Annotated in this window: 21 protein-coding genes and 1 tRNA gene; 17 read left to right on the forward strand and 5 right to left on the reverse strand. The window is 63.9% G+C overall.

Annotated elements, in window-relative coordinates; translation table 11 throughout:
• Positions 1-2 precede the first annotated feature (2 nt).
• Complete coding sequence (gene pgaC, locus POS17_RS00835) at positions 3-1,352, forward strand: poly-beta-1,6-N-acetyl-D-glucosamine synthase (protein WP_060836942.1); 1,350 nt, start codon at positions 3-5, stop codon at positions 1,350-1,352.
• Positions 1,352-1,858: a poly-beta-1,6-N-acetyl-D-glucosamine biosynthesis protein PgaD gene (pgaD, locus tag POS17_RS00840; RefSeq protein ID WP_060836943.1), complete on the forward strand. Its 507-nt coding sequence runs from the start codon at positions 1,352-1,354 to the stop codon at positions 1,856-1,858. Before pgaC ends, pgaD begins: the two co-directional genes overlap by 1 nt.
• A gap of 88 nt (positions 1,859-1,946) precedes the next feature.
• Here pgaD and POS17_RS00845 read toward each other — a convergent pair whose 3' ends face one another.
• Both POS17_RS00845 and POS17_RS00850 read right to left on the reverse strand, forming a co-directional pair.
• The gene (locus tag POS17_RS00845) at positions 1,947-2,540 is read right to left on the reverse strand and encodes a DUF4291 domain-containing protein (protein WP_060836944.1); all 594 of its coding nucleotides are present in this window, start codon (positions 2,538-2,540) and stop codon (positions 1,947-1,949) included.
• Between the two features lie 48 nt (positions 2,541-2,588).
• A complete protein-coding gene (locus POS17_RS00850; protein WP_060836945.1) occupies positions 2,589-2,858 on the reverse strand; it encodes a hypothetical protein in 270 nt (89 codons plus the stop codon).
• A gap of 418 nt (positions 2,859-3,276) precedes the next feature.
• Here POS17_RS00850 and POS17_RS00855 point away from each other — a divergent pair, with 418 nt between their 5' ends.
• The 7 genes from POS17_RS00855 to POS17_RS00885 all read left to right on the forward strand — a co-directional run bounded on the left by POS17_RS00855 (position 3,277) and on the right by POS17_RS00885 (position 7,983).
• Positions 3,277-3,555: a BrnT family toxin gene (locus POS17_RS00855; protein WP_060836946.1), complete on the forward strand. Its 279-nt coding sequence runs from the start codon at positions 3,277-3,279 to the stop codon at positions 3,553-3,555.
• Complete coding sequence (locus POS17_RS00860) at positions 3,533-3,796, forward strand: BrnA antitoxin family protein (RefSeq protein WP_016966295.1); 264 nt, start codon at positions 3,533-3,535, stop codon at positions 3,794-3,796. Before POS17_RS00855 ends, POS17_RS00860 begins: the two co-directional genes overlap by 23 nt.
• A gap of 222 nt (positions 3,797-4,018) precedes the next feature.
• A complete protein-coding gene (locus POS17_RS00865) occupies positions 4,019-4,579 on the forward strand; it encodes a YbhB/YbcL family Raf kinase inhibitor-like protein (RefSeq protein WP_060836947.1) in 561 nt (186 codons plus the stop codon).
• A gap of 89 nt (positions 4,580-4,668) precedes the next feature.
• Entirely contained in the window at positions 4,669-6,438 is a 1,770-nt protein-coding gene (locus POS17_RS00870; protein WP_060836948.1) for a vWA domain-containing protein, read from the forward strand.
• A 37-nt stretch (positions 6,439-6,475) separates the two neighbouring features.
• Positions 6,476-7,057: an RNA polymerase sigma factor gene (locus tag POS17_RS00875; RefSeq protein ID WP_060836949.1), complete on the forward strand. Its 582-nt coding sequence runs from the start codon at positions 6,476-6,478 to the stop codon at positions 7,055-7,057.
• Positions 7,054-7,722: a hypothetical protein gene (locus POS17_RS00880; protein ID WP_060836950.1), complete on the forward strand. Its 669-nt coding sequence runs from the start codon at positions 7,054-7,056 to the stop codon at positions 7,720-7,722. The genes POS17_RS00875 and POS17_RS00880 overlap by 4 nt, the downstream gene beginning before the upstream one ends.
• A 72-nt stretch (positions 7,723-7,794) precedes the next feature.
• Positions 7,795-7,983 (forward strand): hypothetical protein, encoded by a 189-nt coding sequence (locus tag POS17_RS00885; RefSeq protein WP_060836951.1) that lies wholly within the window; start codon positions 7,795-7,797, stop codon positions 7,981-7,983.
• Positions 7,984-8,001: 18 nt separating this feature from the next.
• On the opposite strand, the gene POS17_RS00890 is transcribed toward POS17_RS00885, so the two are convergent.
• The 3 genes from POS17_RS00890 to POS17_RS00900 all read right to left on the reverse strand — a co-directional run bounded on the left by POS17_RS00890 (position 8,002) and on the right by POS17_RS00900 (position 9,545).
• Positions 8,002-8,466 (reverse strand): hypothetical protein, encoded by a 465-nt coding sequence (locus tag POS17_RS00890; RefSeq protein WP_060836952.1) that lies wholly within the window; start codon positions 8,464-8,466, stop codon positions 8,002-8,004.
• Positions 8,450-9,301: a hypothetical protein gene (locus POS17_RS00895; protein ID WP_060836953.1), complete on the reverse strand. Its 852-nt coding sequence runs from the start codon at positions 9,299-9,301 to the stop codon at positions 8,450-8,452. Before POS17_RS00895 ends, POS17_RS00890 begins: the two co-directional genes overlap by 17 nt.
• A gap of 167 nt (positions 9,302-9,468) precedes the next feature.
• Positions 9,469-9,545, reverse strand: a tRNA-Arg gene (locus tag POS17_RS00900).
• Positions 9,546-9,733: 188 nt separating this feature from the next.
• Here POS17_RS00900 and POS17_RS00905 point away from each other — a divergent pair.
• From POS17_RS00905 to gabT, 8 genes are all read left to right on the forward strand, one after another.
• Entirely contained in the window at positions 9,734-10,276 is a 543-nt protein-coding gene (locus tag POS17_RS00905) for an RNA polymerase sigma factor (protein ID WP_082729158.1), read from the forward strand.
• A 119-nt stretch (positions 10,277-10,395) separates the two neighbouring features.
• The gene (locus tag POS17_RS00910) at positions 10,396-10,623 is read left to right on the forward strand and encodes a RebB family R body protein (protein ID WP_011058560.1); all 228 of its coding nucleotides are present in this window, start codon (positions 10,396-10,398) and stop codon (positions 10,621-10,623) included.
• A 24-nt stretch (positions 10,624-10,647) separates the two neighbouring features.
• Positions 10,648-11,289 (forward strand): hypothetical protein, encoded by a 642-nt coding sequence (locus tag POS17_RS00915; RefSeq protein ID WP_060836954.1) that lies wholly within the window; start codon positions 10,648-10,650, stop codon positions 11,287-11,289.
• Positions 11,290-11,459: 170 nt separating this feature from the next.
• The gene (locus tag POS17_RS00920; RefSeq protein ID WP_231978995.1) at positions 11,460-11,981 is read left to right on the forward strand and encodes a hypothetical protein; all 522 of its coding nucleotides are present in this window, start codon (positions 11,460-11,462) and stop codon (positions 11,979-11,981) included.
• 113 nt (positions 11,982-12,094) lie between these two features.
• On the forward strand, positions 12,095-12,409 hold the full coding sequence (locus POS17_RS00925; RefSeq protein WP_025128569.1) for a RebB family R body protein: 315 nt from the start codon (positions 12,095-12,097) through the stop codon (positions 12,407-12,409).
• Between the two features lie 55 nt (positions 12,410-12,464).
• Positions 12,465-12,779 carry a RebB family R body protein gene (locus POS17_RS00930; RefSeq protein ID WP_060836956.1) on the forward strand — a complete coding sequence of 105 codons (315 nt, stop codon included), beginning with the start codon at positions 12,465-12,467 and terminating at the stop codon, positions 12,777-12,779.
• Positions 12,780-13,156: 377 nt separating this feature from the next.
• A complete protein-coding gene (gene gabD / locus POS17_RS00935) occupies positions 13,157-14,599 on the forward strand; it encodes an NADP-dependent succinate-semialdehyde dehydrogenase (protein ID WP_060836957.1) in 1,443 nt (480 codons plus the stop codon).
• Between the two features lie 177 nt (positions 14,600-14,776).
• The gene (gene gabT / locus POS17_RS00940; RefSeq protein ID WP_047283408.1) at positions 14,777-16,054 is read left to right on the forward strand and encodes a 4-aminobutyrate--2-oxoglutarate transaminase; all 1,278 of its coding nucleotides are present in this window, start codon (positions 14,777-14,779) and stop codon (positions 16,052-16,054) included.
• Positions 16,055-16,121: the final 67 nt, after the last annotated feature.

The raw sequence follows: 16,121 nt of genomic DNA on the forward strand, positions 1-16,121 counted from the left end.
TCATGATGGATCGTATATTCGCCCTGGTGGTGCTGGCGCTGGTCCTCGGAGTGCCCCTGGGGCTGATCTTCCTGGTGACTGGCGAATTCCTCATGGACTTCGTCTTCTACTACCCGCTGTTCATGTCGGCGCTGTGGATCGCCGGCGGCCTGTATTTCTGGCTGCACTGGGAGCGCCACTGGCCCTGGTCCGATGACACCTTGCCGCCGCCGCTGGCCGGGGAGCCGCTGATCAGCATCCTCATCCCCTGCTACAACGAAGGGGACAACGTCGCCGACACCCTTCACGCGGCGCTGGCGCAGCACTACCCGAACATCGAAGTGATCGCCATCAACGATGGCTCCAAGGACAACACCGCCGAGGTCCTCGACGCGATCGCAGCCCAGGACCCGCGCCTGCGGGTGCTGCACCTGGCGCAGAACCAGGGCAAGGCCGTGGCCCTGCGCATGGGGGCGGTGGCGGCACGCAGTGAGTACCTGGTGTGCATCGATGGCGACGCCTTGCTGGCGCCCAATACCGCCGCTTACCTGGTGGCGCCAATGCTGGACAACCCGCGCCTGGGCGCGGTCACCGGCAACCCGCGGATCCGCACCCGCTCGACCCTGGTGGGCCGGGTTCAGGTGGGTGAATTCTCCTCGATCATCGGCCTGATCAAGCGCACCCAGCGGGTGTTCGGCAAAGTCTTCACCGTCTCCGGGGTGATCGTCGCCTTCCGTCGCACGGCCTTGCACCGGGTGGGCTACTGGAGCCCGGACATGGTCACCGAAGACATCGACATCAGCTGGAAGCTGCAACTGGACCACTGGTACGTGTTCTACGAGCCCCGGGCGTTGTGCTGGATCCTCATGCCGGAGACCTTGCGCGGCTTGTGGAAGCAGCGGCTGCGCTGGGCCCAGGGTGGCGCCGAGGTGCTGTTCAAGAACATCCGTGGCATCTGGGAGTGGCGCCACCGCTACCTGTGGACCCTGCTGTTCGACTACTGCCTGTCCACCGGCTGGGCCTTCACGTTCCTGCTGTCGATGATTTTCTGGGTGCTGGGCAAGTTCATCGTCATGCCCGAGGCCATCGCGGTGCACTCTATTTTGCCGCCGGCCTTCACCGGCCTGGTGCTGGCGATGGTGTGCCTGGCCCAGTTCGCGGTGAGCATCCTGATCGACCGGCGTTATGAGAAGGACCTGTGGAAGACCATGTTCTGGGTGGTCTGGTATCCGTTGGTGTTCTGGTTCATCAGCCTGCTCACCACCCTGGTGAGCTTTCCCAAGGTGCTGTTTGGCGAGCATCAGAAACGGGCGCGCTGGGTCAGCCCGGACCGGGGTATCAAACCCATCGATGACGAAGAGGAGGCGCGCTGATGAAAATCATTCGAACCCGCCAGCGACCGTTCATGGTGGTCGTCGACGTTGTCCTCACCGTACTGGCCTGGGTCGGCCTGCTGTACCTGCTGATCCGCGGGCTCATCCCCCTGCTGGACACCCATGAGGGGCCGCGTTTCGAATCCGGCATGCTCGGCGCCCTGACCACCTTGCAGTTCTACGCCTGGGTGGCGGTGCTCAATGCCCTGCTGCTGATTTCCTGGGCCCGTTACCGCCAGCGTCGCAACCGCAACTACCCGCCACGGCTGCCGGCACCGGTGGTGGACGACAAGCGCTTGAGTGACAGCTTCAAGCTCAGCGACGAAACCTTCGCCCAGATGCGCCAGCCCGGGATCATGACCGTGCACAACGATGAAGAGGGGGGCATCACCCATGTCACCACGCAGTTCTACCGTATCCGCCCCGAGGATCAGCAGCACCCTCCACTGGTGGTGGAACCGCCGCCGCGGGTGATTCATCTGCATTCGGAGGAGAGGGAGAAGTAGGCCGATCCTTGTTCTGGACTCGATCTGGCGAGAATTATGAAGGTGCGGCACTGGAGAGCTCGGCTCACGGCCCGATGTTGCCGGAGGGTCAGAGCCGCTCGACCATGATGGGGTACTTCCGCTCCTGAGGAAGCAGGCTGTACGCCTTTTCCAGATCCCCACCCTCAATCAGTCGATGAATCTCGTGAGCCAGGGGCGTGACATCGGTGATGCGCTTGATCCACTGGTTCACGTACAGCTGCACGGCCTCCTTGCTCAGGCCGATCTGGATCGCGCGGTGTTCCTGGGGCCGCAGGTACAGGTCGCGCTCCGGGTCCCACTGGATCCGTACCGGTGACTGGTCTTTCAACTTCAACCACTCTTCCTTGCTCATGGACTCGTCGGCATGGCTCAGGCAGCCGTTGGCCAGGGCCCATTCAAAGCCTTCGCGGCTGATGTCGATGGCCAGGATGCGGGTCTGTCCGGCGTCTTTGTAGCCCCAGCCGGCGCGGTACATCATCCACAGGAAAGACGGCTTTATCCAGGTCATGCGCTCCATCTTGAAGGGTGGGGAGACGAAGGTGCCGTGGGCCAGGGCGGCGTCGGCGATGCTGTCGGAGTAGGCCTGGTAGACGCGGATGGTGTCGGCGTCGTAGAGCGCGCGGATCTGGCGCTGGGGGAGTTCTGTCGGGGGTTTATGCATGGCATTTCCTTATGAAAAGCGGGCGGCCGGGAAGCCGCCCGGGGGTGTTTAGAGCATGGCCTGCGGTTGCAGGCGCCGTGATGTCACATCCAGCAGATCACAGCCATCGCGCAGCAGGATGCTGCACACCAGGGTCAGTTCCTGCAAAACCACCGGTTCGCTGCGCAGGGTCTCGGCGGCGAAGTGCTCCAGCAGTTGGGTCGCGGCGCGGATGCGAAAGGCTGCGGCGTCGTGCAGCACATCGATGGGCGCCTGGGTGTCGATCAGCAGGGAAGGAATCAGGCAGTCGTGGCCGGTGATCGGCATGTAGCGGTTCATTGGCACACCTCGTTTGATTGGTAGAAAGCTACCGTTCAATCGTCGCCAAACGAATGGGTGGCAGCTGTACGCAGGTTGGCGAGCCGGAAACGAGAAACCGGCAGACCCGAAGGTCTCCCGCGCACAGCTGCCATGAAGCAGCGTTGCGGGTGCAAAAGAGCCTGCAAACAAGCAAACAGCTTTCGCATTCGTTATTCCGGTCGCCAAACCAGGTCGCCATCTGGGCGACGGCCGGACTATAAGCCGCCGGCTTCCAGCGGTGCAAGGCAAGTACGGCGAAGTCTTTTCCGAGAACGCTGTAGGGGTTTTTCCGTACACATCCATCCCGCTTGCGACTGTATTTCCAGGTGTTTACCCAGGGCGCTTTTGGCGAACGGTCGGCTAGCCTGTATGTACATTTGTAAATACGGAATTGCTCATGTACGTTGCATGGGACGAGGTCAAGAACCACGCCAACCTGCTCAAGCACGGCATCGATTTCAACGATGCGGTGCTGATGTTCCAGCGTCCGGTGCTGTCCTTGCGCGATGAGCGCCTGGACTACGGCGAGGAGCGCTGGGTCAGCCTCGGTTGGATCAGGACCCTGGTGGGCGTGGTGGTTCATACCGAGCGGCGGGGTCAAGCGGTGCGCATCATCTCGGCGCGCAAAGCCACTAAGCGGGAGGCTAAATATTATGTCCAACGGATCGAAAACTGACGGATCGAAAACGGATTGGGAGCGCCTGGCGAAAACCGATGACCAGGGCATCGATACTTCTGATATCCCCGAGCTGGATGACGATTTCTTTCGCCGCGCCGAGGTGCACCTGCCGGGCAAGAAGGCCGTGACCATTCGCCTGGACGCCGATGTGCTGGAGTGGTTCAAGGGCCAGGGCGCGGGTTACCAGACGCGGATCAACCAATTGCTGCGTCAGTACATGCAGGCCCATCGGGATTGAGGTCTGCGCATCATTTCCGGTGGCGGGCGGATGGCCCGCCGCTCTTTCTTGCCGGCCGTGGAGGGTGGTCGCCATCGCGATGATTGTCTGAAATATCCATTTACAACTACCCCTGTCCTCAAGCTCAATCTGCACCGCGCCGTGCACGAAGCGGCGCGCTCTGTCGTGCAGGCTATAGTCTTTTGGCTCACCCCGATCTCATCCGCAAAAAGGTGCTTTCGTATGTCTCGCTTTGCCTCCCGCAATACTTGGCTGGCCGCTGGTGCCGTGCTGCTGTGCCTGCAGTTTCCCGTGCAGGCCCAGGAGCGTTTTACCCTGAACATTCCCGGGGTCTCGGATGACCGGCTGTTCACCACCGGCAATGCCAGCGATGCCAAGGGCTGTGGCGGGCATAACAATTCTCCGGCCTTGAGCTGGACGGCCGGGCCCGAGGGCACCTTGAGCTATGCCATCGTCATGCACGATCCGGACGGCGCCAAGGGCCAGGGCGTGGATCACTGGGTGCATTACGGGATCAAGCCGACCACCCGCCAGTTGCCGGCCGGCGCCGGCACCAAGCCGACCCTGGAAGGACTGGCCGGGCTCAACAGCCGCAATGGCACTTTCTACATGGGCCCGTGCCCGCCGGTGGGCGATAGCGCTCATCACTACATCATCCAGATCTTTGCCCTGGACCTGGCGCCCGACGTGCTGCCCGCCGGGCTGACCCGCGCCCAGTTGCTGGAGAAGATCAACGGTCACGTGTTGCGCAATAGCAGCGTGGTGCGCCGCTATTCGCGCTAAGTGAAATTTTTTTTCGGGGCTTAACCCGAATCGCCCAGGGGCTTCGTCTGAAGGGGGGAATGGATCATTTCTTCCCGAGGTCAGCCCCCATGTCCCTTCCCCTGCATTTTCTTCGTCCGGCCGCCCAGGGTTTCGCCGCCGGCTTGCTGCTGGCGGTGGCCGGTTGCGGTGTATCGTCCAAGCCTGAATCCGCCGCCGGGGCGTCGCCCCAGGGCGCGCTGCAGGCCGAGCCCGAAATACAGTACGAGGTGCAGCGCGCCGATGCCGCGATGATCAAGCGCAATGTGCGTCCGGTCGGCTTGTCCGCGCCCATGCCGGCGCCGATGGCCGCCCGCGATTCGAGTATGGCCGGCTACCGTGACGAGGCCCGGGAGCAGTATCAGAAGCTGGCGGACAACCCGATCCACAGCGTTGCCGAAGCGCCGGTGTCCACTTTCAGCGCTGACGTCGACACCGGCGCCTATGCCAATGTTCGCCGTCTGCTCAACCAGGGCAGCCTGCCGCCGGAAGGCGCGGTGCGCCTGGAGGAGCTGGTCAACTACTTCCCCTACGATTACGCCCTGCCCAGCGACGGTTCGCCCTTCGGCGTGACCACCGAGCTGGCGCCCTCGCCGTGGAATCCCCACACCCGCTTGCTGCGCATCGGCATCAAGGCTTCGGACCGTGCAGTGGCAGAGTTGGCCCCGGCCAACCTGGTGTTCCTGGTGGACGTCTCCGGCTCCATGGACCGCCGCGAAGGCCTGCCCCTGGTGAAGAGCACCCTCAAGCTGCTGGTGGATCAACTGCGGGATCAGGACCGGGTGTCGCTGGTGGTCTACGCCGGCGAATCGCGAGTGGTGCTGGAGCCCACCTCCGGACGGGACAAGGCGAAGATTCGCACCGCCATCGACCAGCTCACCGCCGGCGGTTCCACGGCCGGTGCCTCGGGCATCCAGCTGGCCTACCAGATGGCCCAGCAAGGCTTTATCGACCAGGGCATCAACCGCATCCTGCTGGCCACCGACGGCGACTTCAACGTCGGCATCAGCGACTTCGACAGCCTCAAGGCCATGGCCGCCGAGAAGCGCAAGAGCGGCGTGTCCCTGACCACCCTGGGTTTTGGTGTGGATAACTACAACGAGCACCTGATGGAGCAACTGGCCGATGCCGGTGACGGCAACTACGCCTACATCGACAACCTGCGCGAAGCGCGCAAGGTGCTGGTGGACCAGCTCAGCTCGACCCTGGCGGTGGTGGCCAAGGACGTGAAGCTGCAGGTGGAGTTCAACCCGGCCCAGGTCAGCGAATACCGCCTGCTGGGTTATGAGAACCGTGCCCTCAAGCGTGAAGACTTCAGCAACGACAAGGTCGACGCCGGGGAAATCGGCGCTGGGCATACGGTGACCGCCTTGTATGAAATCGTCCCGGCGGGGGAGAAGGGCTGGCTGGAGCCACTGCGTTATGCACCGGCCAAGGCGCCGCAACAGGGCGGTAAGCAGGGCGAATTGGCGATGCTGCGGGTGCGCTACAAGGCGCCGCAAGGGGGCAGCAGTCGCTTGATCGAACGGCCGATCAGCGCGCAGCAGCCGGCCAGCCTTTCCGCCGCCAGCCCGGACTTGCGCTTCGCCGCTGCGGTGGCGGCGTTCTCCCAGCAACTCAAGGACGGCCGCTACACCGGCAACTTCAGCCTGAGCGACACCGCCAAGCTGGCCCGCGGCGCCAAGGGCGAGGATCCTTACGGGCTGCGGGGCGAATTCGTGCAACTGGTGGAACTGGCGCAAAGCCTGCAAACTCAGGCGCCGAAAACCCAGGCGGGAAATGCGCCCCAGGCCGAGGCGCAGCCCGTGGACATGAGCCAGGTGCAGAGCCGCCTTGAATAGCCACATCACGAGCAGTGAACAGGAGTTCATCCGCCCCATGTCTGCTCCCCAAATGTCCACCGATGCCAGCAGCGATGAAGCGCTGCTGGCGCGTTATCGCGCCGGAGATCCGACGGCTTTCGAGGTGCTGTACCAGCGCCACCGCCAGGGTCTGTACGGCTTTGTGCTGGGCCTGTGCGGCAAGGCCGAGCTGGCGGAAGAGGTCTACCAGGACACCTGGCTCAGCCTGATCCGCAGCGCCAGCCAACCCCAGGGCCGGGCCAGCTTTCGTACCTGGCTGTATCAGATCGCGCGCAACCGCCTGATCGACCACTGGCGCAAGCACGGCCAGCGCAACCCGCTGCACGACAGCTACGACGAACAACTGCACGGCGAAACCGACCAGGCTCCCGGCCCCGAACAGCAACTGAGCCTGTGCCGCGACCAGCAGCGTATCGAAGCCGCCTTGCAGGACTTGCCCGAAGACCAGCGCGAAGTGTTCCTGCTGCGGGCCCACGGCGACCTGGAACTGCCAGAAATCGCCAGCCTGACCCAGGCGCCCCTGGAAACGGTGAAAAGCCGTTTCCGTTATGCGCTGAAAAAATTGCGTCGGCTCCTGGCCGAGGAGGTACTCACATGACTGACGCCCGACAGACCCCGTCCCCTGAAGAGCAGATGCTGGCGCACATCCGCCAACACGGCGCCCAGGAGCCACCGGCCCATCTGGATGCCCTGATCCTGGCCACTGCGCGCCGCGAAGCCCCTGCGCCCAAGCCGAGTCTTTGGCAGCGCTGGATGCGCGCCTGCCAGCGGCCGCGCTATCAACTGGCCTTTGCCAGCCTGTTTGGCGTGGCCCTGGTCATTGGCTTGCTGCGGCCTTCCCCGGAGCACTATCCACAAGAGCAGGCCTTTGTTCCCGCGCCCGCTCCAGTCCCAGCGGCTCCCATGGCGCGTCAGGCGGCGCCACGCTCCGCCGAGCTGGCCGGGGCTTTGAGTGTCCCTGAGCCCATGACTGCGGCAGCCCCTGTGGGCAGTTTTGCCGCGGCGCCAGAGCGGGAAGCGCTAAGCGACGCAGCGCCACCTGCGATGGCCAAGCCCAGGGCTGAGTCGAGCAAGTTGGCCCAACGCATGTCGGCCCCGGCCGAGCCGCGGACCATCAAGCGGCTGGATAAGCAGCTTCAGGCGGTCTTGCGCCTGTGGGAAGGCGGCCAGAGCCGCGAGGCGGCCGAGCTGCTGCTGCAGCTGCATGAACAGTATCCACAGGAGGATCTGGACGCGCGCCTGCAAGCCTTGCGTCGTCAATAAAGCGCGGGGGTTGGCTGTCGCCGGGGAAAGCGCGCACTATCTGCGCAGTTTCCAGAAAGTGAGAGGCCGGTCATGGCACCCCGCATCGACCGTATAGCGGCAATGTTGAACTGCCCGATCAAGGGCGCGGATATCCGTCAGGCCATCAAGGAAAGTCGCAAGGACTTTGGCCTGGAAGAGGCCGAAGAGGGCGCCGACCCCGAGGCGCAGGACGATGCCGCGCTAGCGCCCCAGGACGCCGAAGCCGCCGAGGATGAATAACTCAGGCGGCCGCCGGGTTCAGTTGTAGGGCAAGGCCGGCAGGTCGATGAACTCGGCGCAGGCACCGTCCGCGGTCATGCGTCGGGCCCGTTCCGGCAGCAGCCGGGCATGGTTCTCCACCTGCCAGCGATACCAGCTCAAACGCTGCACGATGCGTCGCCGGCAAGGCTCCGGCAATTGCGCAAGCAGATCGACGCTCTCGGGCGCCCAGCCGGTCCGAGTCGAGTAGTAACAGAACAGGTTTTCCCGCAGGCCGAAGCAATCTTCGATGGTTTCCACAACGCTGTAGGCGTAGAGCTCGAAGGCGCTGCTCAGTTGCTCTGCGCCGTCGGCGTGGTCCCGCAGGTAAGCGAAGATCCCCGGCCAGTTGATGCAGTACAGGTGCTCGTCCCAATCGCCATCCCGGGTCAGGTACTGGCCCTGGCCGCGAAAGAACTGGGGCATTTCCTGACGCTCCAGGGCCACTTCAAAATTGCTTTTCATCGCGTATTCCTTCGACGTCGCTGATGTTCACGGACAGCGCCACGCATTCGATCACGCAGTCGAAGCCGATTTCCAGACGCAGGTGATAACCGGGGTTGAGGCGGGTGAGCTGGGTGCGCATGCGCCCGTCGAAACGCGTACCGCTGAGCGCCAGTTCGCTGATGCCCTGCACCTTGAGCAGCAGGCGGCAGTGGGTCGGGGCCTGGCTCGCCGGCCAGTTGCAAGGCACGGACAGACGCCCCAGGTCGCCATACAGTTGCAGGCTCAGTTGCTCGCCTTGAAACACCGGGCCCTGGGTATTGAAGTCATAGGGCGTGGCCGCCTCATTGAAGACCGCTCGCCAGGCCTCGGCGTTGTCGATGTTGAACAGCCAGTCGCGGGTGCCCCGATCCCGCTCCGGGATCGCCCGGCACTCTGCCAGTGAAGGTAACCGGGCGCGGGTCAGATCTTCGTGCCACAGCTCCCGGGCCGCGACCAGCAGGCGCTGGAAGAAGTCCCGGCTGTCGTCGATCACCGCCGGCCAACGGTTGGGCCATTGAACGTATTCGTCGTCATCCTCGACCGGTTTCCAGACCTGTTCGAAATCGTGGTCCGGGTCATCCAGGGCCGCTTCCAGGACCTGCACCAGCCGGTACCGATGACGGAAGTTCTGCTGGGGGTAGTCGCGCCGCAACGCGTAATGACGGATCAGGTATTCGCGGTCTTCGGGATCGTTGGGGTTGAAGCGGCTCAGTTCGGCATCCCGCTCCGGGGGCATGTCATAGCCCATGAAACAGCTGACCCAATCACGGAGTTCTGGCTTGAAGGGCTGGTTGCACAGCGGATGGCAGAGCATGGGGACCTCCTGTCCGGGGGGAGGCGAATGTAGCAAGTTGCGCCCCGCCAGGACAGCCGCCCGGCATCGCCCTGGTTCGGGTAATCGATCAAGGCTGTCGCCGGGAACGTGGAAGCCGCAAACAAAAAAGCCCCAGGCCATCAGGCCAGGGGCTTTTTCGCTAAAGATGGCGCACTCGGCGGGATTCGAACCCACGACCCCTGCCTTCGGAGGGCAGTACTCTATCCAGCTGAGCTACGAGTGCAGTGCGGGCGACATCATACCTATGTCGACTCGGGGCGTCCACGCCGGTTTTCATTGGCGTGCGGTTGTTGGTCGCTACCCGAGGCAACCCGGGCCGTAGCGGCAGTTTTTCCCGCTGCATCGGTCGTTCGGCCCAGCGCAACCTGCAGCCATATCCGTGCAGTCACGGGGCACAGGGAGGTGCGGGAGATGAACTGTTCGATGCAAGAGGGCCTGCCGTCAGCCTTGGCGGATCATCTGTTCGAGGCGAGCTGGAAGGCGGTGTTGCCCGGGTTGCAGCGTCGTGCCCGGCAGTTGGCGCGGGGCAACGCCGATGGCGCCCAGGAGTGGCTGGCGGCCACGGCGATCAAGGCGCTGCTGTTCTTTCGCCGTTCGCCGGAGCGGATTCGCGACCCCCAGGGCTTTCTGTTCCTGGTGCTGGACCATGTGTTTGTCGACAGCTGTCGGCGGCGGGCGCGGGAGCAGCGGCTGTTCGTGGATTTCGCCGATTTCGAGGACGACCCGCTGCAGCAGCTGGAGGCGCCGCAGATGTCGGTGCTGGAGCAGGTGGAGCTGCTGGAAACCCTGGCCCTGCTCAGTCGGCGGGTGGCGCAATTGCCCCTTAAAAAACGCCGCTTGTTTGAACTAAAGTTTGTCGACGATCTGCCCTACCCGAACATTGCCGCCGAGCTGGGGATGAACCAGCCCCTGGCGCGCAAGCACGTGCAATTGTTGCGTGAGGCCCTGCGTTGAGGGGGTGGCAGGATTCACAGCGGGCGCGTCGGGACGTTCTTGTTCAGTGAGCCTGTTTTCGATGCTGTAGCCGGTGCCGCCGCCTTCTGCGGTGGGCCATTCCATCTAAGGAGAGATGTATGCCCGATCCAATGGTCAATTCGCAGATCACCGACGCCGTCACCCAGACCAACGTCAAGGTGGTGGCCGAGGCTCCGGCCCAGGCCATCGCCTCGCTGTACCAGGTGGCCAGCCACTCGGCGGGCCTGTCGTTGCAGAACGCGGTCAACAGCCAGCAGGCGCTGAATCAGATCTCCAACGCGGTGGTGTCCAAGGCCGTGGCGTTGATCATGGCGATCGGCGAGTAGGGCTGACAGCCCGGGAGAATCGTCATGGCATGGTTCAAGAAGAAAACCCCACCCGCGGCCGCGGCCGATGACACCGCGAGCGCGGCGGCCGGCCCCAGTCCGGAGGCGGCCGAGCCTCGGGCGGCGCCCCATACCGCTGCGGCGGCCGACCCTGCGCCTGCAGCGCCGCCCGCCGCTGCCGCGCAACCTTCGGTGATGGAGACGATGAACGCGCAGTTGCTCAAGCAGGCCGGTACCCCCGGCACCGACAGCACCGATGCGCTCAACAGCCAGATCGTCCAGGCGGTGCAGTTCACCAATGCCCAGACCTTCAGTTATGCCCCGGCGCAGATCGCCGCGGCGCCGGACATGATGATCAGCCAGGCCGCCGGCCTGGTGGCGCAGTCCGCGGCGGGGTATTTCGACGGGGTCAGCAAGCTGGCCCTGGCGGCGCAGTCGGTACTGCTCAAGCAGATGACCGAGAACATCGTCAAAGAGAACGTGAAAGGCGCCGCCGAGGATGCCCTGGGCGCCCTGGTCACGGATCTGCTGGTGGGTGCCGCCGCGGCCGTCGCGGCGGCGGCCGGTGCCATGGAAGCCGATGCGGCGAGCATGGCCATCGACAAGATCGATGAAAGCATCACCAAGTACAGCGACGTTCTGGCCAATCGATCCTCGTCCTCCTGAGTGCGACCCTCGGGCGCGCAAGGCGCCCGGGGTTGTCGTGCAAGAGGCGCCGGCGTTCGCCGGCCGCTCTGTTCACCCCAGGCGTTGAAGTTCGACGGACCCGGTGCCCAGCCCTTCAACGCCATTCATCGAGAAAGGAGCAAGCAATGGCGAATGAAGAGCCAACCCCGATGGCGACGATACTTCTCTTTGCCGAGAAATATCTGAGGCGTCCATTGACCCAGGTCGAGCGCCAGGTACTGGAGGCGTTTGCCCAGGACAAGCCGCTGGACATGTCCAGGTCTGCGCAACAGAGCGTTGATCAGGCGCGGCTGCGGGCTGCCGAGCTGATACAGGCCGATGAACAGCGCACGCGCAAGATCATCGAGCAGTTGGCGGGGGCCGGTGCCGGCAAGGCTGATCCCCAGGCGCGCGAGCTGGTGCTGCGTCAGCTGCTGGCGGCGGCCGAGCACCAGTCCGCGGCCGCCACTCCAGCGCCGACTGGCGCAGCGGAACCGGCAGCGGCGCCGAGTGCGGACAAGGCCGCGGCACCCGCCCCAGCTCCTGCCCCTGCCGACGATCCAGCCCTCAAGGCAACGATCAGCGCCCTGGTGCAGCAGGAGGTGAAAGCCGCCGTCGAGGCGCGCATGGCCGAGTTGTCGCAGAAAGTCGAGGACACCCTCAAGCAGGTGCTCGCCGCTGCCGGGCAATGAGTCCCCCCTGAAATAAGCCGAGGGTCCCGGGCAACACGGTTCACAGCAAAACGGCTGCCACGTTCACTCAAAGACACGGAATGCTCCGTGTGCCTAACAAAGGAAGTTGAGCCATGCCACTTGTAAACGAACAAATCACCGATGCCGTCACCCAGACCAACGTCAAAGTCGTCGCCGAAGCGCCGGCCATGGCGATGGGCACCATCTACCAATCCATGGCCCAGGCCACCGCGATCCTGTTCCAGAACTCGGTGTCGGCGCAGCAGCAGCAAAACACCCTGGCCCAGGCCGCGACCAACCAGGGCGTGATGCAGATCTACAGCGTCGACACCACCGCCGGCGCCGCGGCCACCGAGAAGGTTGCCCAGGGCGGCGTATCCGACAACCTCACCAGCCTGCTGACGGTGCTCAAGTCCTTCCAGGGCTGAGTGGTTGAACGTCTGAGTTCCCGTTGAACTTTCCTGCTGAAAAAATGGAGTTTTTATGAGCACAGTCAGTCCGCAAATCACCGATGCCGTGACCCAGACCAACGTCAAGGTGGTTGCCGAAGCGCCGGCCATGGCCATGGGCACCGTCTACCAGTCCATGGGCCAGTCCGTGGCCATCCTGTTCCAGAACTCGGTGTCGGCACAGCAACAGCAAAACACCCTGGCCCAGGCCGCGACCAACCAGGGCGTGATGCAGATCTACAGCGTCGACACCACCGCCGGTGCGGCGGCCACCGAGAAGGTCGCCCAGGGCGGTGTGGCCGACAACCTCACCAGCCTGCTGACGGTGCTCAAGTCGTTCAGCGGCTGACCCTCCTCCAGGTGTCATGCCAACGCCCCCGCGGTCTGCAGGCCGCGGGGGCGTTGTCTTTTGCCCGGCGGCATGGGAGGTTGAGGCGGATTTTTTACCGCTAGGCGCCTTTACGTTCTTTTTTTCGAACAGCCTATTGTCCTTTACCCCTGTTGACCCTAGGATTCGTTTGAGATTTCAAACGCTCTTGCCTGGGTGCCCAAGCGCACGTCTATCCTTGTGTGCGACATTTTCGTGCTTTTACCCAGTGAACGATTTTCCTGACGGCAGCTTTGTCCCGGCTTTCGGACGCGCCAGCGCGGTCCGTGTCTGACAGGGCGCCTTTTTTACAATCACAATTCGCCCCGCGTATGCGCGGTGCTGTTAAGGAAGCCGACATGCAGCTCAAAGACGCCCAGTTGTTCCGCCAACAAGCCTTCATCGATGGAGCTTGGGTCGACGCGGACAACGGCCAGACGATCAAGGTCAACAACCCCGCTACCGGTGAAATCCTCGGTACCGTACCCAAGATGGGCGCCGCCGAAACCCGCCGCGCCATCGAAGCCGCCGACAAGGCCCTGCCGGCCTGGCGTGCCCTGACCGCCAAGGAGCGCGCCACCAAGCTGCGCCGCTGGTATGAACTGCTGATCGAAAACCAGGACGACCTGGGTCGCCTGATGACCCTGGAGCAGGGCAAGCCGCTGGCCGAAGCCAAGGGCGAAATCGCCTACGCCGCCTCCTTCATCGAATGGTTCGCCGAAGAAGCCAAGCGCATCTACGGCGACGTGATCCCCGGCCACCAGCCGGACAAGCGCCTGATCGTGATCAAGCAGCCGATCGGCGTGACCGCGGCCATCACCCCGTGGAACTTCCCGGCAGCGATGATCACCCGTAAAGCCGGCCCGGCCCTGGCCGCCGGTTGCACCATGGTCATCAAGCCCGCTTCGCAAACCCCGTTCTCGGCCCTGGCCCTGGTAGAGCTGGCGCACCGCGCCGGGATCCCCAAAGGCGTGCTGAGCGTGGTGACCGGCAGCGCCGGCGACATCGGCGGCGAGCTGACCAGCAACCCGATCGTGCGCAAGCTGTCGTTCACCGGCTCCACCGAAATCGGTCGCCAGCTGATGGCCGAATGCGCCAAGGACATCAAGAAAGTCTCCCTGGAGCTGGGCGGCAACGCGCCGTTCATCGTGTTCGACGACGCCGACCTGGATAAGGCCGTCGAAGGCGCGATCATCTCCAAGTACCGCAACAACGGTCAGACCTGCGTCTGCGCCAACCGCCTGTACATCCAGGATTCGGTGTACGACGCCTTCGCCGAGAAGCTGAAAGTGGCCGTGGCCAAGCTGAAGATCGGCAACGGCCTGGAAGAAGGCACCACCACCGGCCCGCTGATCGACGAAAAAGCCGTGGCCAAGGTCCAGGAACACATCGCCGACGCCCTGAAAAAAGGCGCGACCCTGCTGGCCGGCGGCAAGCCGATGGAAGGCAACTTCTTCGAGCCGACCATCCTGGTCAACGTGCCCAAAGACGCGGCCGTGGCCAAGGAAGAAACCTTCGGCCCGCTGGCACCGCTGTTCCGCTTCAAAGACGAAGCCGAAGTCATCGCCATGTCCAACGACACCGAATTCGGCCTGGCGTCGTACTTCTATGCCCGCGACCTGGGTCGTGTGTTCCGTGTGGCCGAGGCCCTGGAATACGGCATGGTCGGGGTCAACACCGGCCTGATCTCCAACGAAGTGGCGCCGTTCGGCGGCATCAAGGCCTCGGGCCTGGGCCGCGAAGGTTCCAAGTACGGGATCGAGGATTACCTGGAAATCAAATACCTCTGCCTGGGTATCTGATCCGGTTTCAAGCGCCGGGGGCACGAGAGCGCTGTCCCCCTGCGCCGCTTAAAAAAACGCACTTTTCAAGGTGGCCCGGGAAGGCTCCGACAGTCGATCAACGCATGCTGTCGCAGCCGCTTCCCCGCCCCGCAACCCTTGAATCACACCGCTGTAGCCGCGGTGAATGAGGACACTATGAGCAAGACCAACGCATCCCTGATGAAACGCCGTGAAGCCGCGGTACCGCGCGGTGTTGGCCAGATTCACCCGATCTTCGCCGACAGCGCGAAGAACGCCACCGTCACCGACGTTGAAGGCCGCGAGTTCATCGACTTCGCCGGCGGTATCGCGGTACTGAACACCGGTCACGTGCACCCGAAAGTCATCGCCGCGGTGACCGAGCAGCTGAACAAGCTGACCCACACCTGCTTCCAGGTGCTGGCCTACGAGCCTTACGTGGAACTGTGCGAAAAGATCAACGCCAAGGTCCCGGGTGACTTCGCCAAGAAAACCCTGCTGGTGACCACCGGTTCCGAAGCCGTGGAAAACGCCGTGAAGATCGCCCGTGCCGCCACTGGCCGCGCCGGCGTGATCGCCTTCACCGGCGCCTACCACGGCCGCACCATGATGACCCTGGGCCTGACCGGCAAGGTCGTGCCTTACTCGGCCGGCATGGGCCTGATGCCAGGCGGCATCTTCCGCGCGCTGTACCCCAACGAACTGCATGGCGTGAGCATCGACGACTCCATCGCCAGCATCGAGCGCATCTTCAAGAACGACGCCGAGCCCCGTGACATCGCCGCGATCATCATCGAGCCAGTGCAGGGCGAAGGCGGTTTCTACGTTGCGCCCAAAGAGTTCATGAAGCGCCTGCGCGCCCTGTGCGACCAGCACGGCATCCTGCTGATCGCCGACGAAGTGCAGACCGGCGCTGGCCGTACCGGCACCTTCTTCGCCATGGAGCAGATGGGCGTTGCCGCCGACCTGACCACCTTCGCCAAATCCATCGCTGGCGGCTTCCCGCTGGCCGGTGTCTGCGGCAAGGCCGAATACATGGACGCCATCGCTCCTGGCGGCCTGGGCGGCACCTACGCCGGTAGCCCGATCGCCTGTGCAGCCGCCCTGGCGGTGATGGAAGTATTCGAGGAAGAGCACCTGCTGGATCGCTGCAAGGCGGTGGGCGAGCGTCTGGTGACCGGTCTCAAGGCCATCCAGGCCAAGTACCCGGTGATCGGCGAAGTGCGTGCCCTGGGCGCGATGATCGCGGTGGAACTGTTCGAAAACGGCGACAGCCACAAGCCGAACGCCGCTGCCGTGGCCCAGGTCGTGGCCAAGGCTCGCGACAAGGGGCTGATCCTGCTGTCCTGTGGCACCTACGGCAACGTGCTGCGGGTGCTGGTGCCGCTGACCTCGCCAGACGAGCAGCTGGATAAAGGCCTGGCCATCATGGAAGAGTGCTTCGCTGAACTCTGAGTGGTTGCTGTGACCTGATCGACAAAAAAACCCGCTTCGGCGGGTTTTTTTCGTCCCCGGGCGGTCC

This window comes from Pseudomonas sp. Os17 (genome assembly GCF_001547895.1).
Lineage (GTDB): Bacteria > Pseudomonadota > Gammaproteobacteria > Pseudomonadales > Pseudomonadaceae > Aquipseudomonas.

Excerpts from the sequence above, each read along its gene's own strand:
- pgaC (WP_060836942.1), top strand. The coding sequence starts at position 3 with ATGATGGATCGTATATTCGCCCTGGTGGTGCTGGCGCTGGTCCTCGGA.
- pgaD (WP_060836943.1), top strand. The coding sequence starts at position 1,352 with ATGAAAATCATTCGAACCCGCCAGCGACCGTTCATGGTGGTCGTCGAC.
- POS17_RS00845 (WP_060836944.1), bottom strand. The coding sequence starts at position 2,540 with ATGCATAAACCCCCGACAGAACTCCCCCAGCGCCAGATCCGCGCGCTC.
- POS17_RS00850 (WP_060836945.1), bottom strand. The coding sequence starts at position 2,858 with ATGAACCGCTACATGCCGATCACCGGCCACGACTGCCTGATTCCTTCC.
- POS17_RS00855 (WP_060836946.1), top strand. The coding sequence starts at position 3,277 with ATGTACGTTGCATGGGACGAGGTCAAGAACCACGCCAACCTGCTCAAG.
- POS17_RS00860 (WP_016966295.1), top strand. The coding sequence starts at position 3,533 with ATGTCCAACGGATCGAAAACTGACGGATCGAAAACGGATTGGGAGCGC.
- POS17_RS00865 (WP_060836947.1), top strand. The coding sequence starts at position 4,019 with ATGTCTCGCTTTGCCTCCCGCAATACTTGGCTGGCCGCTGGTGCCGTG.
- POS17_RS00870 (WP_060836948.1), top strand. The coding sequence starts at position 4,669 with ATGTCCCTTCCCCTGCATTTTCTTCGTCCGGCCGCCCAGGGTTTCGCC.
- POS17_RS00875 (WP_060836949.1), top strand. The coding sequence starts at position 6,476 with ATGTCTGCTCCCCAAATGTCCACCGATGCCAGCAGCGATGAAGCGCTG.
- POS17_RS00880 (WP_060836950.1), top strand. The coding sequence starts at position 7,054 with ATGACTGACGCCCGACAGACCCCGTCCCCTGAAGAGCAGATGCTGGCG.
- POS17_RS00885 (WP_060836951.1), top strand. The coding sequence starts at position 7,795 with ATGGCACCCCGCATCGACCGTATAGCGGCAATGTTGAACTGCCCGATC.
- POS17_RS00890 (WP_060836952.1), bottom strand. The coding sequence starts at position 8,466 with ATGAAAAGCAATTTTGAAGTGGCCCTGGAGCGTCAGGAAATGCCCCAG.
- POS17_RS00895 (WP_060836953.1), bottom strand. The coding sequence starts at position 9,301 with ATGCTCTGCCATCCGCTGTGCAACCAGCCCTTCAAGCCAGAACTCCGT.
- POS17_RS00905 (WP_082729158.1), top strand. The coding sequence starts at position 9,734 with ATGAACTGTTCGATGCAAGAGGGCCTGCCGTCAGCCTTGGCGGATCAT.
- POS17_RS00910 (WP_011058560.1), top strand. The coding sequence starts at position 10,396 with ATGCCCGATCCAATGGTCAATTCGCAGATCACCGACGCCGTCACCCAG.
- POS17_RS00915 (WP_060836954.1), top strand. The coding sequence starts at position 10,648 with ATGGCATGGTTCAAGAAGAAAACCCCACCCGCGGCCGCGGCCGATGAC.
- POS17_RS00920 (WP_231978995.1), top strand. The coding sequence starts at position 11,460 with ATGGCGACGATACTTCTCTTTGCCGAGAAATATCTGAGGCGTCCATTG.
- POS17_RS00925 (WP_025128569.1), top strand. The coding sequence starts at position 12,095 with ATGCCACTTGTAAACGAACAAATCACCGATGCCGTCACCCAGACCAAC.
- POS17_RS00930 (WP_060836956.1), top strand. The coding sequence starts at position 12,465 with ATGAGCACAGTCAGTCCGCAAATCACCGATGCCGTGACCCAGACCAAC.
- gabD (WP_060836957.1), top strand. The coding sequence starts at position 13,157 with ATGCAGCTCAAAGACGCCCAGTTGTTCCGCCAACAAGCCTTCATCGAT.
- gabT (WP_047283408.1), top strand. The coding sequence starts at position 14,777 with ATGAGCAAGACCAACGCATCCCTGATGAAACGCCGTGAAGCCGCGGTA.